Source organism: Streptomyces sp. bgisy027, assembly GCF_057710365.1.
On the sequence record NZ_JBYIVZ010000003.1, the window covers coordinates 154917 to 172761 of the forward strand.

Below are 17845 nucleotides of genomic sequence, written 5' to 3' on the forward strand. Positions count from 1 at the left end.
GTCTCCTACGGGGATCGGGGACGGCTCGGGCAGGACGGGGCTATTCGGGGGTCTCGTCCAGGGCATGGCCGACGAGGGCCAGCAGGGTCTCGATCACCGAGATCCGGCGCCGCGCATCCATGATCATTACAGGTATGTGCGCGGGGATCGTCAATGCCTCTCGCACGTCCGCCGGTTCGAACAGCTCGCTGCAGTCGAAGTGGTTGACCGCGACGACGTACGGCAGCCCGCAGCTCTCGAAGTAGTCCAGCGCCGGGAAGCAGTCCTTCAGCCGCCGGGTGTCGGCCAGCACGACCGCCCCGATCGCGCCACGCACCAGGTCGTCCCACATGAACCAGAACCGCTGCTGGCCCGGCGTGCCGAACAGGTAGAGCACCAGGTCGTCGTCGAGCGTGAGGCGGCCGAAGTCCATGGCCACGGTGGTGGTGAGCTTGCCGGGCGTGGCGGTGAGGTCGTCGGTCTCCTCGCTCGCCTCGGTCATCAGCGCCTCGGTCTGCAGGGGCGTGATCTCCGAGACCGCGGTGACCAGTGTGGTCTTGCCGACACCGAAGCCACCGGCCACGACTATCTTCGTGGCGATGGGGGCCCGGTTGCGGTCCGTCTGCCAGGACTTCAGGTCCTCATCGGTGTCTTCAAAGACGACGGAGTCCACTCAGCACCCTTTCCAGCAGAGCGCGGTCCGGCCGGCCCGTGCCGTGGCCGGTTCCCGTGCCGTACACCCGGATCTTTCCCTGGTCCGCGAGGTCGCTGAGCAGCACGCGGACCACGCCGAGCGGCATCTTCAGCAGCGCGGCGATCTCGGCCACCGTGCGCATACGGCGGCACAGTTCAACAATGGCCCGCAGCTCCGGCATCACCTTGGTGCTGAGGGAACCAATCGTCAGTTCCTTGCGCTCCTCGGGAGCTTCGAGGGCGGCCACGAACGTCTCCACGAGGAGGACGTGGCCGAACCGGGTACGGCCGCCGGTGAGCGAGTAGGGCCGTACGCGCGCGGGTTTTCGGTCACCGCCGCGGACGGGGAGCTGGGGCCTGTTCTTCGGGGCGTTGCTCATCGGGTGCTCCCTGCCGAGGCGTCCTCCAGCGACTTCCTTAGCTCGCTGCGCAGTTCGGGGGTGAGGACATGGCCGGCCCGGCCGACGAAGAGCGCCATGTGGTACGCCACCACGCTCATGTCGCAGTCCGCGGAGCCGTGCACTCCGAGGAGCGAGCCGTCGCTGATGGACATCACGAACAGGCTGCCCTCGTCCATCGCGACCATCGTGTGCTTCACGCCGCCGAACTGGATCAGCTTGGCCGCGCCGATGGTGAGGCTGCCGATGCCGGAGACGACGGTGGCCAGGTCGGCCGACGATCCCCGGGGGCCCTTGGGCTGGGGGGTCTTGCTCCGGGCCGCGTCGGTGGGGGTCCCCCCGCGCGAGGTCGTTCGAGCGTGGGGGAGGTCCGGGTCGGAGGAGAGCAGGAGCAGGCCGTCGGAGGAGACCACCGCCACTGACTGGATGCCCGGCACCTCCTCGACCAGGTTCGTCAGCAGCCAGTGCAGGTTGCGGGCTTCACTGCTCAGTCCGAAGGTACTGGGCGCGGTCAACTGCTTGCCTCCTCGACAGTGCCCCCCGTGGCTTCCTCGGATACGGCCGATTCGGCGTCCGGCGCCTTGTTCTGGGCCGTCTGTTCGGCGATCTCCGCCGCTACGTCGCGGTAACCGGCCTGGGCGCCCTGGCGGAAGCCGCCGAGCCTCTTGCGGAGGGCTTCGGCGTCGACACCGCCGGTGGGCCGGCGCGGAGCCTGGGTGGGGGTGGTGATCTTCGGGGTGCGCTTGGGGAGGCCCTTGTCGGTGAGCTGCTCCTCGTCGGCCGTGCGGGTGTGTTCCGCCTCGGCCACGCCTTCGGCGTACTGGTTGCCGCTCGCAGTGCCCGTGCGGCTCTCGTGGCCGGGTGCGGGTGGCCCCTGGGGGGCGTCCTCGCCATCGGCGGCCGCGGGTCCCCCGGCCGGCCGCACCGGGAGGCCGGCCGCGGGCCGCACCGGGACCTCGGCCGTCGGCTGCACCGGGATCAGCAGTTCCATCGTGGTCTCGGCAGGGTGCTCGCGCTCCTGCTCGACCTCGATGGCCGCGTCGGTGTGCCCGGCCTGGGGTGCGGCCTCTTCGGCGCCCGGGCCCGACGCCCGTACCGCTTCCTGCGCGCTCGGCCCCGATTCGCGTACCGGCTCCTCGGCCTCCTCCGTCTCCCGCACCGCGCGTTCCGCCATGGCCACCAGCGGGTCGGCGCTCTGCTGGCGGCCGCGCAGGACGTTGGAGTTGGCCTCCGCGTCGGCGCCCGGGAGGGAGAAGCCGTGGCCGGTGGTGTGGTGCGGGGTGTCCGAGGGGACCGCGGCCGTGGGGGCGGGGGCCAGCAGACCCTTGGGCAGGACCGCGACCGCCGCGATTCCGCCCTGCTTCTGCTCACGGAGCTGGACGCGGACGCCGTGCCGGTGGGCGAGGCGCGCGACGACGTAGAGGCCGAGGCCCAGGCCCTCCTCGCCCTCCTGGTCGTAGGAGGCCTCGGGGTCGAACTCGGCGAGGCGGGAGTTGAGGCGGCCGAGACGCTCGGCGGTCATGCCGATGCCCTCGTCCTGGACGGAGAGCATGACCTCGCCGTTCTCCAGCAGCCAGCCGGAGACCTCGACGGGAAGGTCGGGCGGGGAGAACGACGTGGCGTTCTCCATCAGTTCGGCCAGCAGGTGCGAGAGGTCGTCGGCGGCGAACCCGGCGACGTGCGCGTGCGGCGGGAGCGCGGCGATACGGACGCGCTCGTACCGCTCGATCTCGCTGACCGCCGCGCGGACCACGTCGACCAGCGGGACCGGACCCGCGTGCTGCTGGACGTGCTCGGTGCCGGCCAGCACGAGGAGGTTCTCACTGTGCCGGCGCATGACCGTGGCGAAGTGGTCCAGCTTGAAGAGGGTGGCGAGCCGCTCGGGGTCCTGCTCGCGCTCCTCCAGCCCCTCGATGACGGCGAGCTGGCGCTCGACCAGGCCGAGGGTGCGCAGGGCCAGATTGACGAACGAGCCGCCGATGCTGTCCCGCAGCCGCTCCAGCTGGGCGGCGGACTCGCCGAGCTCGGCGCGCAGCCCCTCGCGGGCGTCGGCCATCTTCTGCCGCTGCCCGACCAGGTGCTTGCGGTCCGACTCCAGGGTGCCGATGCGCTCGTGCAGGGCGACGGCGTGCGCGTGCAGGGCGTTGACGGAGTTGACGACCTGCGCGAACTCGTCCTTGCGGCCGGTGAACTTGACGGGCTCCTCCGCCGCCGGGTCCTCGGCCCCCGCGAGCCGGGCCGAGCCGAGGCGCAGCACGGCGAGCGGCCGGGTGAGGCTGCGGGCCATGCCGGTGGCGACGCCGACGGCGAGCAGCATCAGCGCGCCGAGGATCGCGATCCGGATCTCCAGCGCGGTGACGTCGTCGTCGCGGAGCTCCTCCAGGGCCTTGGTGCGGCGGTCGTAGAGGGCGGACTCGGCGCCGCGCATCGAGTCGACGCGGGCGGAGAGGGCGGCCTCGGCCCGCTGGGTGTCGGTGGCGAGGTCCCGGCCGGAGAGCGTGGACTGGTCGGTGAGGGCGGAGAGATACCGCTCGGCGGTGTCGACCTCGGGGCCGGTGACCGTGGAGTCGTACGAGGTGCGCGCGCTCTTGGGAGCGGTGTCGCGGAAGTCGTCGAGGGCGGCGTCGGAGCGCAGCCGGGCCTGCTGGGCGGCGGCGCTGAGCGCGTCGCGCTGCTTGGCGTCGGCACCCGAGGAGGTCTCCCGGGTGGTGGCGATGCCGGTGAGCGGGTCGATGACGGTCTCGGTGGTGGTCGGCACGCTGAGCGCGGCCAGCAGCAGCCCGCGGGCGGCCGCGGCCTGCTGTACGGCGGAGTCCAGCTCGGCCAGCGCATGGGCGCCGGAGCCCGCGCGCGGCGGCATCTGCTCGGCCAGCCGCTCGGCGAGCCGGTGAAGTTCGGTGATGGCGGCCGAGTAGGCCTGGTGCGACTCCAGTGCGGTGCTCTTGCCGGTGAGCGAGGACCGGCGCAGGGCCGCGATGCCGTCGAGGTCCTCGCGCAGCGAGGCGGGGGTGTCGGTGTCGGCGCGCAGTTCCTCGACCTGCCGGTCGACACGGGCGCTGCGCTGCTCGCTGGGCGCCTTGGACTTGGGGCGGCCGGCGGCGATGTAGGCGGTGACCTCGTCACGCTCGTCGGCGAGGGAGTGCGCGAGCGTGAGCGCGTCCTCGGTCTGTTCGGCGAGGGTCACCAGTGCCTGGGAGTCGTGCAGTTGCCCCGAGGCGGCGACGATCGAGGGGACGCCGGCGCCGGCGATGGCGGCGGCGACGACCGCCACGGCGACGATCAGCCGGTTCCGTACGTGGGTCGGGCGCCCCTTGCCCGCGGGCGCGATGCCGGCGTCGGTGCCGGGAGCGGGCTGCGCGCCCCCCGCGGAGGCCGTCTGCTTGCCTGAGCGACGTGGCCGCATCTTCTGCACCGGTGCTCGCATTCCTGACTCGTGATACCCATGGGTCCGGATGACGCTCCGTCAATTTACGTCGACGGTACGTACACCCCTCCCCCAAGCTCTCGACTTGGCTCGAGCAGGGGATGTCCTCACCGGACCCCGACCCTCCCAGTGCCGGTGGGCGACGGCCGCGCATCACCTGCCCCGCCACTCGAAGGAGTGAACCCCGGAGGTGAGTTGGCGGGCAAGTTCCTCCGGCGCACTCACATGCCCTGTGCGGCAGGCCGGTTGGACGTCTGCGGCGGGCGATGGCAGGATTCGCCGCCACGCCTCCCCGCAGCACTGCATTCCACCGCAAATCAGGCGTCTGACCTGCGTCTGTGCACCCGTCCTGCGACTGCTGAGCCCCCTTCGCACACCTTGTGAAGGGCTCGTGCAGACTGACCGGATGCGAACTGAGCTTGTTTCGGAGCCCGGCGTTCCGGCCCGCCTCAACGAGGACTTCGCAAGTGTCGGCCTTCCCGCCTCGGGACAGGGCGGCGCACTGGTCGTCCTGGACGGAGTGACCCCGCCGCGGGGTGAGACGGGCTGTCTGCATTCCGTCCCCTGGTTCACCGCGCGGCTCGGCGGAGCCCTGACCGAACTGACCGTTTCACTCCCCGATGTTCCTCTCGCGGACGCCCTGGCCCGCGCCATCACGCGTACCGCCGAGGCACACTCGCAAACCTGTGACCTTTCTCACCCACGAACACCGCAGGCAACCGTGGTTCTGGCGCGCTGGTCGGCGGAGACGGTGGAGTACCTGGTCCTGTCGGACTCGGTCCTGCTGACGGAGTCCCCGGGCGGCGCGATCACGCCGTACCTGGACGACCGCCTGTCCCGCCTCCCGCGTGCCTCCCTCGCCACCGACGCCCTGATCGACGCTCATGTCCGCAACAAGGAGGGCGGCTTCTTCACGGCCGCGGCGGATCCGTCGGTCGCGGCGCGTGCGGTGACCGGGGTGCTGCCGCGGACCGACGTCCGCGCGCTGGCCGCACTCACGGACGGTGCGGCGAGGTGGGTGGAGAAGTTCCGGGAGGGGGACTGGGAGGACCTGTTCCGGTTCATCCGGAAGGAGGGGGCGCGGGCCCTGGTGGACCGGGTGCGGGCGCTGGAGGCGGCCGACGCGGAGGAGCGGACGTATCTGCGCCGGAGCAAGACGCACGACGACGCGACGGTCGTGTACGTCGAGTTCTGAGCCGCCCCTTGCTTCTCCCTTGCTTCTCCCCTGCCTCTCTCCGTCTCCTACTTCTCCGTCTCCTACTTCTCCATCCCCAGGTTGAGCTGGTTCAGCAGTCGGGCCAGCTCCGCCACTTCGCGGCGGTCCCAGTGCGAGAGCTGCTCGACGTAGCGGGCGCGCCGGGCGTCGCGGACCTTGGCGACCCGGCCGCGTCCCACCTCCGTGAGGTGCACCAGCCAGGCCCGCCCGTCGGCCGGGTCCGGCTCGCGGGCGACCAGGCCCAGGTCCTCCAGGGCGCGCAGCTGCCGGGACATGGTGGCCTTGCCGACGCCGATGTAGGCGGCGAGTTCGGTGGCCCGCTGGCGGCCGGCGTCGTCCAGACGGACCAACAGGCCGTACGCGGCGGACTCCAGATCGGGGTGCACCTCGCGGGCCATCTCGCCCTGCTTGGCCCGGGCGCGCCGGAACAGGACCGTCAACTCGCGTTCCAGGTCAAGGAATTCAGGCTGGTCCAGACCACCACCGGACATGCCGGAACCAACTCGCGGTCCGTCACCGTTTCCGTCTTCGTGCACGTCAGCCCCTGCCTCGATTTCCCGGTCCTGAAAGTTTCCGCCAACCGCCGTCATTGCCGCAGCTCCGTCAGTATTTCGCAGGCGTAGACCAACGGCAGCCTCCGGACCCCCTTCCACCTGCTCTTCTCGCTCCCTAGCTTCTCTGTCAGAAACGTGACTGGCATGCCCACGCCACACCCGTCCGGCGACGGTCGGTCACGGACTCGCGCGATTTCCCCACCGAGCGTCACCGAGCCTTCGGAGGCACGCTATGCACGTGCACAGACCCGAACCGCTCCGCCCCCGGCACACCCATGTCGCCGGGGCTCTGCTCGCAGCCGTCCTGACCCTGACCCTCCTCGTGCTGACCACCCGGCCCGCCTCCGCGTCGGCCGACGACACCCCGCCCCGCGGCTCCGCGCACATGGGCATGGGCGTCGCCGCCCACGACGGCGTGGACGGTGCCCTCGTCTCTGAGCTGGCCGCTCAGACCGAAGGCGTCGACGTCTCCAGCCATCAGGGCAACGTCGCCTGGTCGACCCTGTGGAACAGCGGGGTGAAGTGGGCCTACGTGAAGGCCACCGAGGGGACCTACTACACCAACCCCTATTTCGCCCAGCAGTACAACGGCTCCTACAACGTCGGAATGATCCGCGGCGCTTACCACTTCGCGACCCCGGACACCACCAATGGCGCAACCCAGGCCAACTATTTCGTCGACCACGGCGGTGGCTGGTCCCGCGACGGCAAGACCCTGCCGGGCGTCCTCGACATCGAGTGGAACCCGTACGGCGACGCCTGCTACGGCAAGACCACGTCCGCGATGGTCACGTGGATCCGCGACTTCCTGAACCGGTACAAGGCCCGCACCGGCCGCGACGCCGTCATCTACACGGCGACGAGCTGGTGGAAGCAGTGCACCGGCAACCACAGCGGCTTCGCCACCGCCAACCCGCTGTGGGTCGCCCGGTACGCCGCCGCGGTCGGGGAACTCCCGGCCGGCTGGAGCTACTACACGATGTGGCAGTACACGTCCTCCGGCCCGACCGTCGGCGACCACAACAGATTCAACGGAGCCCTCGACAGGGTCGTGGCGCTCGCCAACGGATAGGGCCTGGTGCGGAAGTGGCGTCGTCGCCCGGAGGGCGGTCGCACGGCGTTCGCTGCGTCCTCTCGATGTGCCGCCCGGAAGCCCTCGTACCGGGCGTAATCGGGCTTTCGGGCGGTGCGGCCGGAGGACGTGCCGGGCGTCGCGCGGCAGGCGCCACTTCCGCAACAGGCCCTACCCCCCCTGTCGCGGCGAAGGCCCGGGCCTCCCTCACGGGACCCGGGCCTTGCCTGTCCGGTCGCGTCCGTCACGCCGCGACCGGAACCTCAGGGGCGGCGCCGTCGGTGGCCGGCGCCAGGGCCAGCTCCAGGACCTGGCGGACGTCGGTCACGGCGTGGACGTCGAGCTTGTCCAGCACCTCGGCCGGGACGTCGTCCAGGTCGGGCTCGTTGCGCTTCGGGATCACGACCGTCGTGACACCCGCGCGGTGCGCCGCGAGCAGCTTCTGCTTCACACCGCCGATCGGGAGGACCCGGCCGGTCAGCGAGACCTCGCCCGTCATCGCCACGTCCGTACGGACCAGCCGGCCCGAGAGCAGCGACGCCAGTGCCGTCGTCATCGTGACGCCGGCGCTCGGACCGTCCTTCGGCACCGCGCCCGCCGGGAAGTGGATGTGCACGCCCCGGTCCTTGAGGTCGGCGACCGGCAGTTCGAGTTCGGCGCCGTGGGAGCGCAGGAAGGACAGGGCGATCTGTGCGCTCTCCTTCATCACGTCACCCAGCTGGCCGGTCAGGGTCAGTCCCGCCGCGCCCGTCTCCGGGTCGGCCAGCGACGCCTCCACGAACAGCACGTCACCGCCGGCGCCGGTGACCGCGAGACCGGTGGCCACGCCGGGCACCGCGGTGCGGCGCTCCGCCGGGTCCTGGGCGGACTCGGGCACGTGGTGCGGCCGGCCGATCAGCGCGCGCAGGTCGTCCTCGCCGATCGTGAACGGCAGCTTCCGGTCGCCCAGTTCGTGCTGGGCGGCCACCTTGCGCAGCAGTCGTGCGACGGAGCGCTCCAGGTTGCGGACGCCCGCCTCGCGCGTGTACTCGCCGGCGAGCCTGCGCAGGGCGTCGTCGCCGATGGCGACCTCGTCCTTGTCCAGGCCGGCCCGCTCCAGCTGGCGCGGGAGCAGGTGGTCACGGGCGATGACGATCTTCTCGTCCTCGGTGTAGCCGTCGAGACGGACCAGTTCCATCCGGTCCAGGAGCGCCTCGGGGATGGCCTCCATGACGTTCGCCGTCGCCAGGAACACCACGTCGCTCAGGTCGAGTTCGACCTCCAGGTAGTGGTCGCGGAAGGTGTGGTTCTGGGCCGGGTCCAGGACCTCCAGGAGAGCCGCCGCGGGATCGCCGCGGAAGTCGGAGCCCACCTTGTCGATCTCGTCGAGGAGGACCACCGGGTTCATCGAACCGGCCTCCTTGACGGCCCGGACGATCCGGCCGGGCAGCGCGCCGACGTACGTACGCCGGTGACCGCGGATCTCCGCCTCGTCCCGGACGCCGCCGAGGGCGACCCGGACGAACTTGCGCCCCATCGCGTGCGCGACGGACTCGCCGAGCGAGGTCTTGCCGACGCCGGGCGGGCCGACCAGCGCCAGCACGGCACCGCCGCGCCGGCCGCCGACGACACCCAGGCCGCGGTCGCTGCGGCGCTTGCGCACCGCGAGGTACTCGGTGATCCGCTCCTTCACGTCCTCCAGGCCGGCGTGCTCGGCGTCCAGTACGCCCTTGGCGCCCTGGATGTCGTAGGCGTCCTCGGTCCGTTCGTTCCACGGCAGCTCGAGGACGGTGTCCAGCCAGGTGCGGATCCAGGAGCCCTCGGGGGACTGGTCGCTGGACCGCTCCAGCTTGTCGACCTCCTTGAGCGCGGCCTCGCGGACGTTCTCCGGCAGGTCGGCGGCCTCCACGCGGGCGCGGTAGTCGTCGGACTCCTCGCCGTCCTGTTCGCCGTTCAGCTCGCGCAGTTCCTTGCGGACCGCTTCCAGCTGGCGGCGCAGCAGGAATTCGCGCTGCTGCTTGTCGACGCCTTCCTGGACGTCCTTGGCGATGGTCTCGGCGACGTCCTGCTCGGCGAGGTGGTCGCGCAGCTGCTGGGTGGCGAGCTTGAGGCGGGCGACCGGGTCGGTGGTCTCCAGCAGCTCGATCTTCTGCTCGGTGGTCAGGAACGGCGAGTAGCCGGAGTTGTCGGCGAGCTGGGAGACGTCGTCGATGGCCTGCACCCGGTCCACGACCTGCCAGGCGCCGCGCTTGCGCAGCCAGGCGGTGGCGAGGGCCTTGTACTCCTTCACCAGTTCGCCGACCTGTCCGGGCAGCCGCTCGGGCACGCTCTCGTCGATGCGCGTTCCCTCGACCCACAGGGCGGCACCCGGTCCGTTCGTCCCGGCGCCGATGCGCACCCTGCCGCGACCGCGGATCAGGGCGCCCGGGTCGCCGTCGGCCAGCCGGCCGACCTGTTCGACGGTTCCGAGCACACCGGTGCCCGGGTACGTCCCGTCGATGCGTGGCACCAGCAGCACCCGGGGCTTCCCGGGTGTGGAGCGGGCGGCGGCCTGGGCGGCCTCCACCGCGGCGCGTACATCGGCGTCGTTCAAGTCCAGAGGGACCACCATTCCGGGCAGCACCACCTCGTCGTCGAGCGGCAGCACGGGCAGGGTGAGCGAAGTGGACGTCGAAGCCATGATCTCCCCTTCGGCAGTCAAGTTGAGCTATGCCGACTCAATGCTTGGGGTGGCTCGAATGTTCCCCGGCCTCCGTTCGCTGTGAGCGATCAGCCGCACCACAGGCCGTGACCTCGGCTTTTGTACGTGAACGCCCGACGGGGCCCAGAGCTTTCCGGACCCCCGGACGGGTCAGCGCGCGTGCAGGATGCGGAAGGCTCAGCGCGCGGAGGCCACGTGCCGGCGCCGCACGAGCGGCCACAGCCCCACCCCGATGACCAGGGCGATCAGATGCCCCAAGAGGGTCAGCGGGTCGGCGAGGCCGAGCAGGTCGTGGACCGGCAGCGCGCCGAACAGCGCCATCACCGGCCACCGCAGCCACGGGCGGAGCAGCCATGGTGGAGGGCGTGGACCAGGGCGGGGTCGGCGTACGCGGTCAACCGCGAGGTCACCGTCAGGGCGACGGCGTAGGTGAAGGTGAGCAGGCGAAGGTGAAGGGTGTGCCGGTGGGGGTGGGGAGCAGGCGCCAGGGGCGGAGGGCGAGGGCTCGGGGCACGCGGAGCCACGACCGCACGTGCGCCCGCGCCGACCCCGGCCCCGACCAGGCCTGCGTCGGCCAGGACACGGCGGACGCACCCACGGGCATCCGCTGCCGCTCCGTCCCGTCCGGCAGCCCGGCCGCATCGGGAAGAACCGCGTCACCGGTACCGCCGACCACGTCGCGGGTACGGTCGGCCCCACCCGAAGGAGCCCGCCCCGGGGCCGGCCCCGTCGCATCCGCGGCCACGGCCCGTTCCACACTGAGGCGCTCCTTCCGTTTCCCCTCGGTCCACGCCTGAGGCGCTACCGCCGTTTCCCCTCGGCGTCGGCCCGCCTCGCCCCCATGTCTGTGACCCTCGCCACACGACAGCCGATTCTCGGCAACCTCTCAAGAAGCTCTCGCGTCGCTACAGGACGCGCACGCGCCAACGCACGCCCGGCGCCGCCGCAGCCGGCCTGCGTCAACCTGGAACACCCGCGGTACTCCCCGAGACAGAGCGGAGCCCCCTGTGCCGCCGCGGCCCGGGCTCGCCGTCCGCGGTATTCCCCTGGGGCGGCCCGAGTTGAGCTGCGAGGATGGCCGGATGCCCACTTCGTACGACATCCCGGAAGTCCTGGACCGCCGCGAGGGCCCGCACGGCGAGATCGTGCTGCGGCGGCACGGCGAGCTGCTCCAGATCATCGCGAACGGCTGCTTCCTGATGGACACCTCCGACGGACGTTCGGAGCGGCTCCTGGTCGACGCCGCGCTCATCGCGCTGGACGGACGGCCGGCGCCGCACCTGCTGATCGGCGGACTCGGCGTCGGCTTCTCGCTCGCACACGCCGCCGCTGATCCCCGCCCGGGACGGATCGCCGTCGTCGAGCGCGAGAGCGCGATTATCGGCTGGCATCTCGACGGACCCTTGGCGGACTTCTCCGCCGGTGCCGTCGCCGACCCGCGCACCGAGATTCTGGAAACGGATCTCGTGGGGTACGTACATGAGACTTCCGACACGTATGACGCACTGTGTCTCGACATCGACAACGGCCCCGCATGGACTGTCACCGAGGGCAACGAGAGTCTCTACTCACGGGACGGACTCGCCGCCTGCGCACGGGTGTTGAGGCCGGGAGGGGTACTCGCGGTATGGTCCGCACAGCCCTCTCCGGAATTCGAAGAAACCTTGCGTAATGCCGGATTCCAACAGGTGCGTACCGAAGAGATCCCCGTTGCCCGGGGCGTTCCGGACGTCGTGCACCTTGCCGTACGACCTGGATAGCCGAGGCGCGGTGACTCCCCGTACTCTGCTTCCCTGACGCGGATCATTCAAGCGTCAATCGCAAGCATGAGCAGGCATAGCCAGTCAGCGGGATCACCCCACGGATTCCGGAAAGCAACTTTGGGGCGGGCGATGGAGCAGACACACACCTCCCACAACGGCACGGCGGCGACCCCGGGCGCGCAGCGCCGGGTCCTCGTGGTCGAGGACGATCCGACCATCGTGGACGCCATCGCGGCCCGCCTGCGTGCCGAGGGATTCCTCGTGCAGACGGCCGGGGACGGTCCGGCGGCGGTCGACACGGCCGAGGCATGGCAGCCCGACCTGCTGATCCTCGACATCATGCTGCCCGGCTTCGACGGCCTGGAGGTCTGCCGTCGGGTACAGGCCCAGCGGCCGGTCCCGGTGATGATGCTGACCGCGCGCGACGACGAGACCGACATGCTGGTCGGGCTCGGCGTGGGCGCCGACGACTACATGACCAAGCCGTTCTCGATGCGGGAGCTGGCGGCACGCGTGCACGTGCTGCTGCGCCGCGTCGAGCGGGCCGCGCTGGCCGCCACCACCCCCCGGTCGGGCATCCTGCGGCTCGGCGAGCTGGAGATCGACCACGCGCAGCGGCGGGTGCGCGTGCGCAGTGAGGACGTCCACCTCACGCCGACCGAGTTCGACCTGCTGGTGTGCCTGGCGAACACGCCGCGCGCGGTCCTCTCGCGCGAGCAGCTGCTCGCCGAGGTCTGGGACTGGGCGGACGCCTCCGGCACCCGGACGGTGGACAGCCACATCAAGGCGCTGCGCCGGAAGATCGGCGCCGAGCGGATCCGCACGGTGCACGGCGTGGGCTACGCCCTGGAGACACCGACGCCATGAGCGACGGGCCGGCCGCGCGGAGAGGCCCCGGGGAGCCCTGGGGCGGCGTCAGTCCGTTCTCGATCAAGACCAAGCTGGGCACTCTGGTCGTCGTCTCGGTGCTGATCACCACCGGGCTGTCGATGATCGCGGTGCGCACGCAGACGGAGCTCCGCTTCATCACGGTCTTCTCGATGATCGCCACACTGCTCATTACGCAGTTCGTGGCCCATTCGCTCACCGCGCCGCTGGACGAGATGAACACGGTGGCACGGTCCATCTCGCAGGGCGACTACACCCGCAGGGTGAAGGAGAACCGCCGGGACGAGCTGGGCGACCTGGCCGAGACGATCAACCTGATGGCCGACGAGCTGGAGGCCCAGGACCAGCAGCGCAAGGAGCTGGTGGCGAACGTCTCGCACGAGCTGCGCACCCCCATCGCGGGCCTGCGGGCCGTCCTGGAGAACGTCGTCGACGGCATCGCCGAGGCCGACCCCGAGACCATGCGCACGGCCCTGAAGCAGACCGAGCGCCTCGGCCGGCTCGTGGAGACCCTGCTGGACCTGTCCCGCCTGGACAACGGCGTCGTACCGCTGCGCATGCGGCGCTTCGAGGTCTGGCCGTACCTCTCCGGCGTACTGAAGGAGGCCAACATGGTCGCCTCCGCGCGCGGCGGGATGGCCTCCGGCTCAGGCAGCCACACCCGTACGGACGTCCATCTGCACCTCGACGTCTCCCCGCCGGAGCTGACCGCGCACGCCGACCCCGAGCGCATCCACCAGGTCGTCGCCAACCTCATCGACAACGCGATCAAGCACAGCCCGCCGCACGGCCGCGTGACGGTGAAGGCGCGGCGCGGGCCGCTCCCGGAGTCGCTGGAGCTGGAGATCCTGGACGAGGGTCCGGGCATCCCGAAGTCGGAGTGGCACAAGGTCTTCGAGCGCTTCAACCGGGGCGCGGTGCGCCGGCCGCACGGGCCGGGCAGCGACGGCGGCACGGGGCTCGGGCTGGCCATCGCGCGCTGGGCCGTGGATCTGCACGGAGGCGGGATCGGCGTGGCCGAATCCGATCGGGGTTGCCGGATTCTTGTCACACTTCCAGGGCAGTCTTCCGTTCAAAGTTGACGTAAAGTTCGAAGCGGAGTCTCAAGATCCACGTCGTCCTGCCTGACGGACACGCGTGATCAGGTCCAGACCTGCGCTTTTGGTGCGCCGGGTCTCGATGCCCCCATCCCTTCTGAAGCGGAACCACGCTTGTTTCCCGCCATTTCCGGGCCCGAAACACGCATTCTGATGTGACTTACGCGACGATGACCTTGCTCGACCTGACCTTCCCGGCCATGGGGGCGTAGCCTTTATTCCCGCTGTCCATCACCTTGTGAAGCGGAAGAGGGCGGTTGCCGCCGTGTCGCCACAGTCCCCCAGTAACTCGAGCATCTCGACCGACACCGACCAAGCGGGCAAGAACCCCGCGGCCGCGTTCGGTCCGAACGAGTGGCTCGTCGACGAGATCTATCAGCAGTACCTCCAGGACCCGAATTCGGTAGACCGAGCCTGGTGGGACTTCTTCGCCGACTACAAGCCCGGCGTCGGCGCCGCGGCGCCGGCGGGCACTGCGGCCGCGGGGGCCGCAGAGACCACCACGGCCCCCAAGCCCGCCCCGGCCGCTCCGGCCGCTCCGTCGGTGCCCGCGCCGGCCCCCGCGGCCGCGCAGCCCGCGCCCGCCGCCCAGGCCCCGGCCGCCGCTCCGGCGAAGCCCGCCGCGCCCGCTCCGGCCGCGAAGCCCGCTCAGCGGAAGAAGGCCGAGCCCGCCACCGCCTCCGCCGAGGGCCCCGAGCTCGTCACGCTGCGCGGCCCGGCCGCCGCGGTCGCGAAGAACATGAACGCCTCGCTGGAGGTGCCCACGGCCACGTCCGTGCGCGCGGTCCCGGTGAAGCTGCTCTTCGACAACCGCATCGTCATCAACAACCACCTGAAGCGCGCCCGGGGCGGGAAGATCTCCTTCACGCACCTGATCGGGTACGCGATGGTGCAGGCCATCAAGGCCATGCCGTCGATGAACTACTCCTTCGCGGAGAAGGACGGCAAGCCGACCCTGGTCAAGCCGGAGCACATCAACTTCGGCCTCGCCATCGACCTGGTCAAGCCCAACGGCGACCGCCAGCTCGTGGTCGCGGGCATCAAGAAGGCCGAGACGCTGAACTTCTTCGAGTTCTGGCAGGCCTACGAGGACATCGTCCGCCGCGCCCGCGACGGCAAGCTCGGCATGGACGACTTCACCGGCGTCACGGTCTCCCTGACCAACCCCGGCGGCCTCGGCACCGTCCACTCGGTCCCGCGTCTGATGCCCGGCCAGTCGGTCATCATGGGCGTCGGCTCCATGGACTACCCGGCGGAGTTCCAGGGCACCTCCCAGGACACCCTGAACAAGCTCGGTATCTCGAAGGTCATGACGCTCACGTCGACCTACGACCACCGGGTCATCCAGGGCGCCGCGTCCGGCGAGTTCCTGCGGATCGTCGCGAACTTCCTGCTCGGCGAGGGCAACTTCTACGACGAGATCTTCGAGGCGCTGCGCATCCCCTACGAGCCGGTCCGCTGGCTCAAGGACATCGACGCCAGCCACGACGACGACGTCACGAAGGCCGCCCGCGTCTTCGAGCTGATCCACTCCTACCGGGTCCGCGGCCACGTCATGGCCGACACCGACCCGCTGGAGTACCGCCAGCGCAAGCACCCCGACCTCGACATCACCGAGCACGGCCTCACCCTGTGGGACCTGGAGCGCGAGTTCGCGGTCGGCGGCTTCTCCGGCAAGTCCCTGATGAAGCTGCGCGACATCCTCGGCGTGCTGCGCGACTCGTACTGCCGCACCACCGGCATCGAGTTCATGCACATCCAGGACCCGAAGCAGCGCAAGTGGATCCAGGACCGCATCGAGCGCCCGCACACCAAGCCGGAGCGCGAGGAGCAGCTGCGCATCCTGCGCCGGCTGAACGCCGCGGAGGCCTTCGAGACCTTCCTGCAGACGAAGTACGTCGGCCAGAAGCGCTTCTCCCTGGAGGGCGGCGAGTCCGTCATCCCGCTGCTCGACGCGGTGCTGGACTCGGCCGCCGAGTCCCGCCTGGACGAGGTCGTCATCGGCATGGCCCACCGCGGCCGCCTGAACGTCCTCGCCAACATCGTCGGCAAGTCGTACGCGCAGATCTTCCGCGAGTTCGAGGGCAACCTCGACCCGAAGTCGATGCACGGCTCCGGCGACGTGAAGTACCACCTGGGCGCCGAGGGCACCTTCACGGGCCTGGACGGCGAGCAGATCAACGTCTCGCTGGCCGCGAACCCCTCCCACCTGGAGACGGTCGACCCGGTCATCGAGGGCATCGCCCGCGCCAAGCAGGACATCATCAACAAGGGCGGCACGGACTTCACCGTCCTGCCCGTCGCCCTGCACGGCGACGCGGCCTTCGCGGGCCAGGGCGTGGTGGCCGAGACGCTGAACATGTCGCAGCTGCGCGGCTACCGCACCGGCGGCACGGTCCACATCGTCATCAACAACCAGGTCGGCTTCACGGCGGCGCCCGAGTCCTCGCGGTCCTCCATGTACGCCACCGACGTGGCCCGCATGATCGAGGCCCCGATCTTCCACGTGAACGGCGACGACCCGGAGGCCGTGGTGCGCGTCGCGCGCCTGGCCTTCGAGTTCCGTCAGGCGTTCAACAAGGACGTGGTGATCGACCTCATCTGCTACCGGCGCCGCGGTCACAACGAGTCGGACAACCCGGCCTTCACCCAGCCGCTGATGTACGACCTGATCGACAAGAAGCGCTCGGTGCGCAAGCTCTACACCGAGTCCCTCATCGGTCGCGGCGACATCACCCTGGAAGAGGCCGAGCAGGCGCTCCAGGACTACCAGGGCCAGCTGGAGAAGGTCTTCACCGAGGTCCGCGAGGCCGTCACGGCCCAGCCGGCCGCCGGTCCCGTCTCGGACCCGCAGGCGGAGTTCCCGGTCGCCGTGAGCACCGCGATCTCCTCGGAGACCGTCAAGCGGATCGCCGAGTCCCAGGTCAACATCCCCGACACCTTCCACGTCCACCCGCGTCTGCTGCCGCAGCTGCAGCGCCGGGCGACGATGGTCGAGGACGGGACGATCGACTGGGGCATGGGCGAGACGCTGGCCGTCGGCTCCCTCCTCCTGGAGGGCACCCCGGTCCGTCTCTCCGGCCAGGACTCCCAGCGCGGCACCTTCGGCCAGCGGCACGCGGTCCTCATCGACCGCGAGACGGGCGACGAGCACACCCCGCTCCAGTACCTCGCCGAGGACCAGGCCCGCTACAACGTCTACAACTCCCTGCTCTCCGAGTACGCGGTCATGGGCTTCGAGTACGGCTACTCGCTGGCCCGCCCCGACGCGCTCGTGATGTGGGAGGCGCAGTTCGGCGACTTCGTCAACGGCGCGCAGACGGTGGTCGACGAGTACATCTCGGCGGCGGAGCAGAAGTGGGGCCAGACGTCCGGCGTCACCCTACTGCTCCCCCACGGGTACGAGGGCCAGGGCCCGGACCACTCCTCGGCCCGCGTCGAGCGCTTCCTCCAGCTGTGCGCCCAGAACAACATGACGGTCGCGATGCCGACCCTGCCGTCGAACTACTTCCACCTCCTGCGGTGGCAGGTGCACAACCCGCACCACAAGCCGCTGGTGGTCTTCACCCCGAAGTCGATGCTGCGCCTCAAGGCCGCCGCGTCGAAGACGGAGGAGTTCACGTCGGGTCAGTTCCGCCCCGTCATCGGCGACGCGTCGGCGGACCCGGCCGCGGTCCGCAAGGTCGTCTTCGTCGCGGGCAAGCTGTACTACGACCTGGAGGCCGAGCGGGTCAAGCGCGGCATCACGGACACGGCGATCATCCGCATCGAGCGCCTGTACCCACTGCCGGGTGCCGAGCTCCAGGCCGAGATCGCCAAGTACCCGAACGCCGAGAAGTACCTGTGGGCCCAGGAGGAGCCGGCGAACCAGGGTGCCTGGCCGTTCATCGCGCTCAACCTGATCGACCACCTGGACCTGGCGGTCGGCGCCGACGTCCCGCACGGCGAGCGCCTGCGGCGCATCTCCCGCCCGCACGGCTCGTCCCCGGCGGTCGGCTCGGCCAAGCGCCACCAGGCGGAGCAGGAGCAGCTGGTGCGCGAGGTGTTCGAGGCGTAAGCCACTGAGACACCGGTCGATCGA

General features: G+C 70.7%; 13 protein-coding genes. 6 read left to right on the plus strand and 7 right to left on the minus strand.

The window, feature by feature from the left end; all coding sequences use genetic code 11:
* Positions 1-40: 40 nt before the first annotated feature.
* From AC3ETA_RS04430 to AC3ETA_RS04445, 4 genes are read right to left on the minus strand one after another with little or no spacing between them, the layout of a single operon-like run.
* Positions 41-652, minus strand: a complete 612-nt coding sequence (locus tag AC3ETA_RS04430) for a GTP-binding protein (protein ID WP_432191480.1) — start codon at positions 650-652, stop codon at positions 41-43.
* Positions 633-1052 carry a DUF742 domain-containing protein gene (locus tag AC3ETA_RS04435; RefSeq protein WP_432191481.1) on the minus strand — a complete coding sequence of 140 codons (420 nt, stop codon included), beginning with the start codon at positions 1050-1052 and terminating at the stop codon, positions 633-635. Before AC3ETA_RS04435 ends, AC3ETA_RS04430 begins: the two co-directional genes overlap by 20 nt.
* Positions 1049-1585, minus strand: coding sequence for a roadblock/LC7 domain-containing protein (locus AC3ETA_RS04440; RefSeq protein WP_432191482.1), 537 nt, complete (start codon positions 1583-1585; stop codon positions 1049-1051). The genes AC3ETA_RS04435 and AC3ETA_RS04440 overlap by 4 nt, the downstream gene beginning before the upstream one ends.
* On the minus strand, positions 1582-4494 hold the full coding sequence (locus tag AC3ETA_RS04445) for a sensor histidine kinase (protein ID WP_488187628.1): 2913 nt from the start codon (positions 4492-4494) through the stop codon (positions 1582-1584). Before AC3ETA_RS04445 ends, AC3ETA_RS04440 begins: the two co-directional genes overlap by 4 nt.
* 406 nt (positions 4495-4900) lie before the next feature.
* On the opposite strand from AC3ETA_RS04445, the gene AC3ETA_RS04450 reads away from it, so the two are divergent.
* A complete protein-coding gene (locus AC3ETA_RS04450) occupies positions 4901-5689 on the plus strand; it encodes a protein phosphatase 2C domain-containing protein (protein ID WP_432191484.1) in 789 nt (262 codons plus the stop codon).
* A gap of 62 nt (positions 5690-5751) precedes the next feature.
* Here the strand turns inward: AC3ETA_RS04450 and AC3ETA_RS04455 are convergent, their stop codons facing one another.
* Complete coding sequence (locus AC3ETA_RS04455; protein ID WP_432191485.1) at positions 5752-6246, minus strand: MarR family winged helix-turn-helix transcriptional regulator; 495 nt, start codon at positions 6244-6246, stop codon at positions 5752-5754.
* Positions 6247-6496: 250 nt separating this feature from the next.
* Between AC3ETA_RS04455 and AC3ETA_RS04460 the strand changes: the two genes are divergently transcribed.
* Positions 6497-7336 carry a lysozyme gene (locus AC3ETA_RS04460; RefSeq protein ID WP_432191486.1) on the plus strand — a complete coding sequence of 280 codons (840 nt, stop codon included), beginning with the start codon at positions 6497-6499 and terminating at the stop codon, positions 7334-7336.
* A gap of 244 nt (positions 7337-7580) precedes the next feature.
* Here AC3ETA_RS04460 and lon read toward each other — a convergent pair whose 3' ends face one another.
* Complete coding sequence (gene lon, locus AC3ETA_RS04465) at positions 7581-9995, minus strand: endopeptidase La (protein WP_432191487.1); 2415 nt, start codon at positions 9993-9995, stop codon at positions 7581-7583.
* A 198-nt stretch (positions 9996-10193) separates the two neighbouring features.
* A complete protein-coding gene (locus tag AC3ETA_RS04470; protein ID WP_432191488.1) occupies positions 10194-10337 on the minus strand; it encodes a hypothetical protein in 144 nt (47 codons plus the stop codon).
* A gap of 761 nt (positions 10338-11098) precedes the next feature.
* On the opposite strand from AC3ETA_RS04470, the gene AC3ETA_RS04475 reads away from it, so the two are divergent.
* From AC3ETA_RS04475 to AC3ETA_RS04490, 4 genes are all read left to right on the plus strand, one after another.
* Positions 11099-11776, plus strand: coding sequence for a spermidine synthase family protein (locus AC3ETA_RS04475; protein ID WP_432191489.1), 678 nt, complete (start codon positions 11099-11101; stop codon positions 11774-11776).
* 132 nt (positions 11777-11908) lie between these two features.
* Complete coding sequence (locus AC3ETA_RS04480; RefSeq protein ID WP_030956984.1) at positions 11909-12646, plus strand: response regulator transcription factor; 738 nt, start codon at positions 11909-11911, stop codon at positions 12644-12646.
* Entirely contained in the window at positions 12643-13749 is a 1107-nt protein-coding gene (locus AC3ETA_RS04485) for a HAMP domain-containing sensor histidine kinase (RefSeq protein WP_432191490.1), read from the plus strand. The genes AC3ETA_RS04480 and AC3ETA_RS04485 overlap by 4 nt, the downstream gene beginning before the upstream one ends.
* 280 nt (positions 13750-14029) lie before the next feature.
* The gene (locus AC3ETA_RS04490; protein ID WP_432191491.1) at positions 14030-17821 is read left to right on the plus strand and encodes a multifunctional oxoglutarate decarboxylase/oxoglutarate dehydrogenase thiamine pyrophosphate-binding subunit/dihydrolipoyllysine-residue succinyltransferase subunit; all 3792 of its coding nucleotides are present in this window, start codon (positions 14030-14032) and stop codon (positions 17819-17821) included.
* The last annotated feature ends 24 nt before the right edge of the window (positions 17822-17845 follow it).

What these genes read in the sequence shown, in the direction of transcription:
- AC3ETA_RS04450 (WP_432191484.1), top strand. Translation starts at nt 4,901, where the DNA reads ATGCGAACTGAGCTTGTTTCGGAGCCCGGCGTTCCGGCCCGCCTCAAC.
- AC3ETA_RS04470 (WP_432191488.1), bottom strand. Translation starts at nt 10,337, where the DNA reads ATGGCGCTGTTCGGCGCGCTGCCGGTCCACGACCTGCTCGGCCTCGCC.
- AC3ETA_RS04435 (WP_432191481.1), bottom strand. Translation starts at nt 1,052, where the DNA reads ATGAGCAACGCCCCGAAGAACAGGCCCCAGCTCCCCGTCCGCGGCGGT.
- AC3ETA_RS04480 (WP_030956984.1), top strand. Translation starts at nt 11,909, where the DNA reads ATGGAGCAGACACACACCTCCCACAACGGCACGGCGGCGACCCCGGGC.
- AC3ETA_RS04460 (WP_432191486.1), top strand. Translation starts at nt 6,497, where the DNA reads ATGCACGTGCACAGACCCGAACCGCTCCGCCCCCGGCACACCCATGTC.
- AC3ETA_RS04485 (WP_432191490.1), top strand. Translation starts at nt 12,643, where the DNA reads ATGAGCGACGGGCCGGCCGCGCGGAGAGGCCCCGGGGAGCCCTGGGGC.
- AC3ETA_RS04445 (WP_488187628.1), bottom strand. Translation starts at nt 4,494, where the DNA reads ATGCGAGCACCGGTGCAGAAGATGCGGCCACGTCGCTCAGGCAAGCAG.
- AC3ETA_RS04475 (WP_432191489.1), top strand. Translation starts at nt 11,099, where the DNA reads ATGCCCACTTCGTACGACATCCCGGAAGTCCTGGACCGCCGCGAGGGC.
- lon (WP_432191487.1), bottom strand. Translation starts at nt 9,995, where the DNA reads ATGGCTTCGACGTCCACTTCGCTCACCCTGCCCGTGCTGCCGCTCGAC.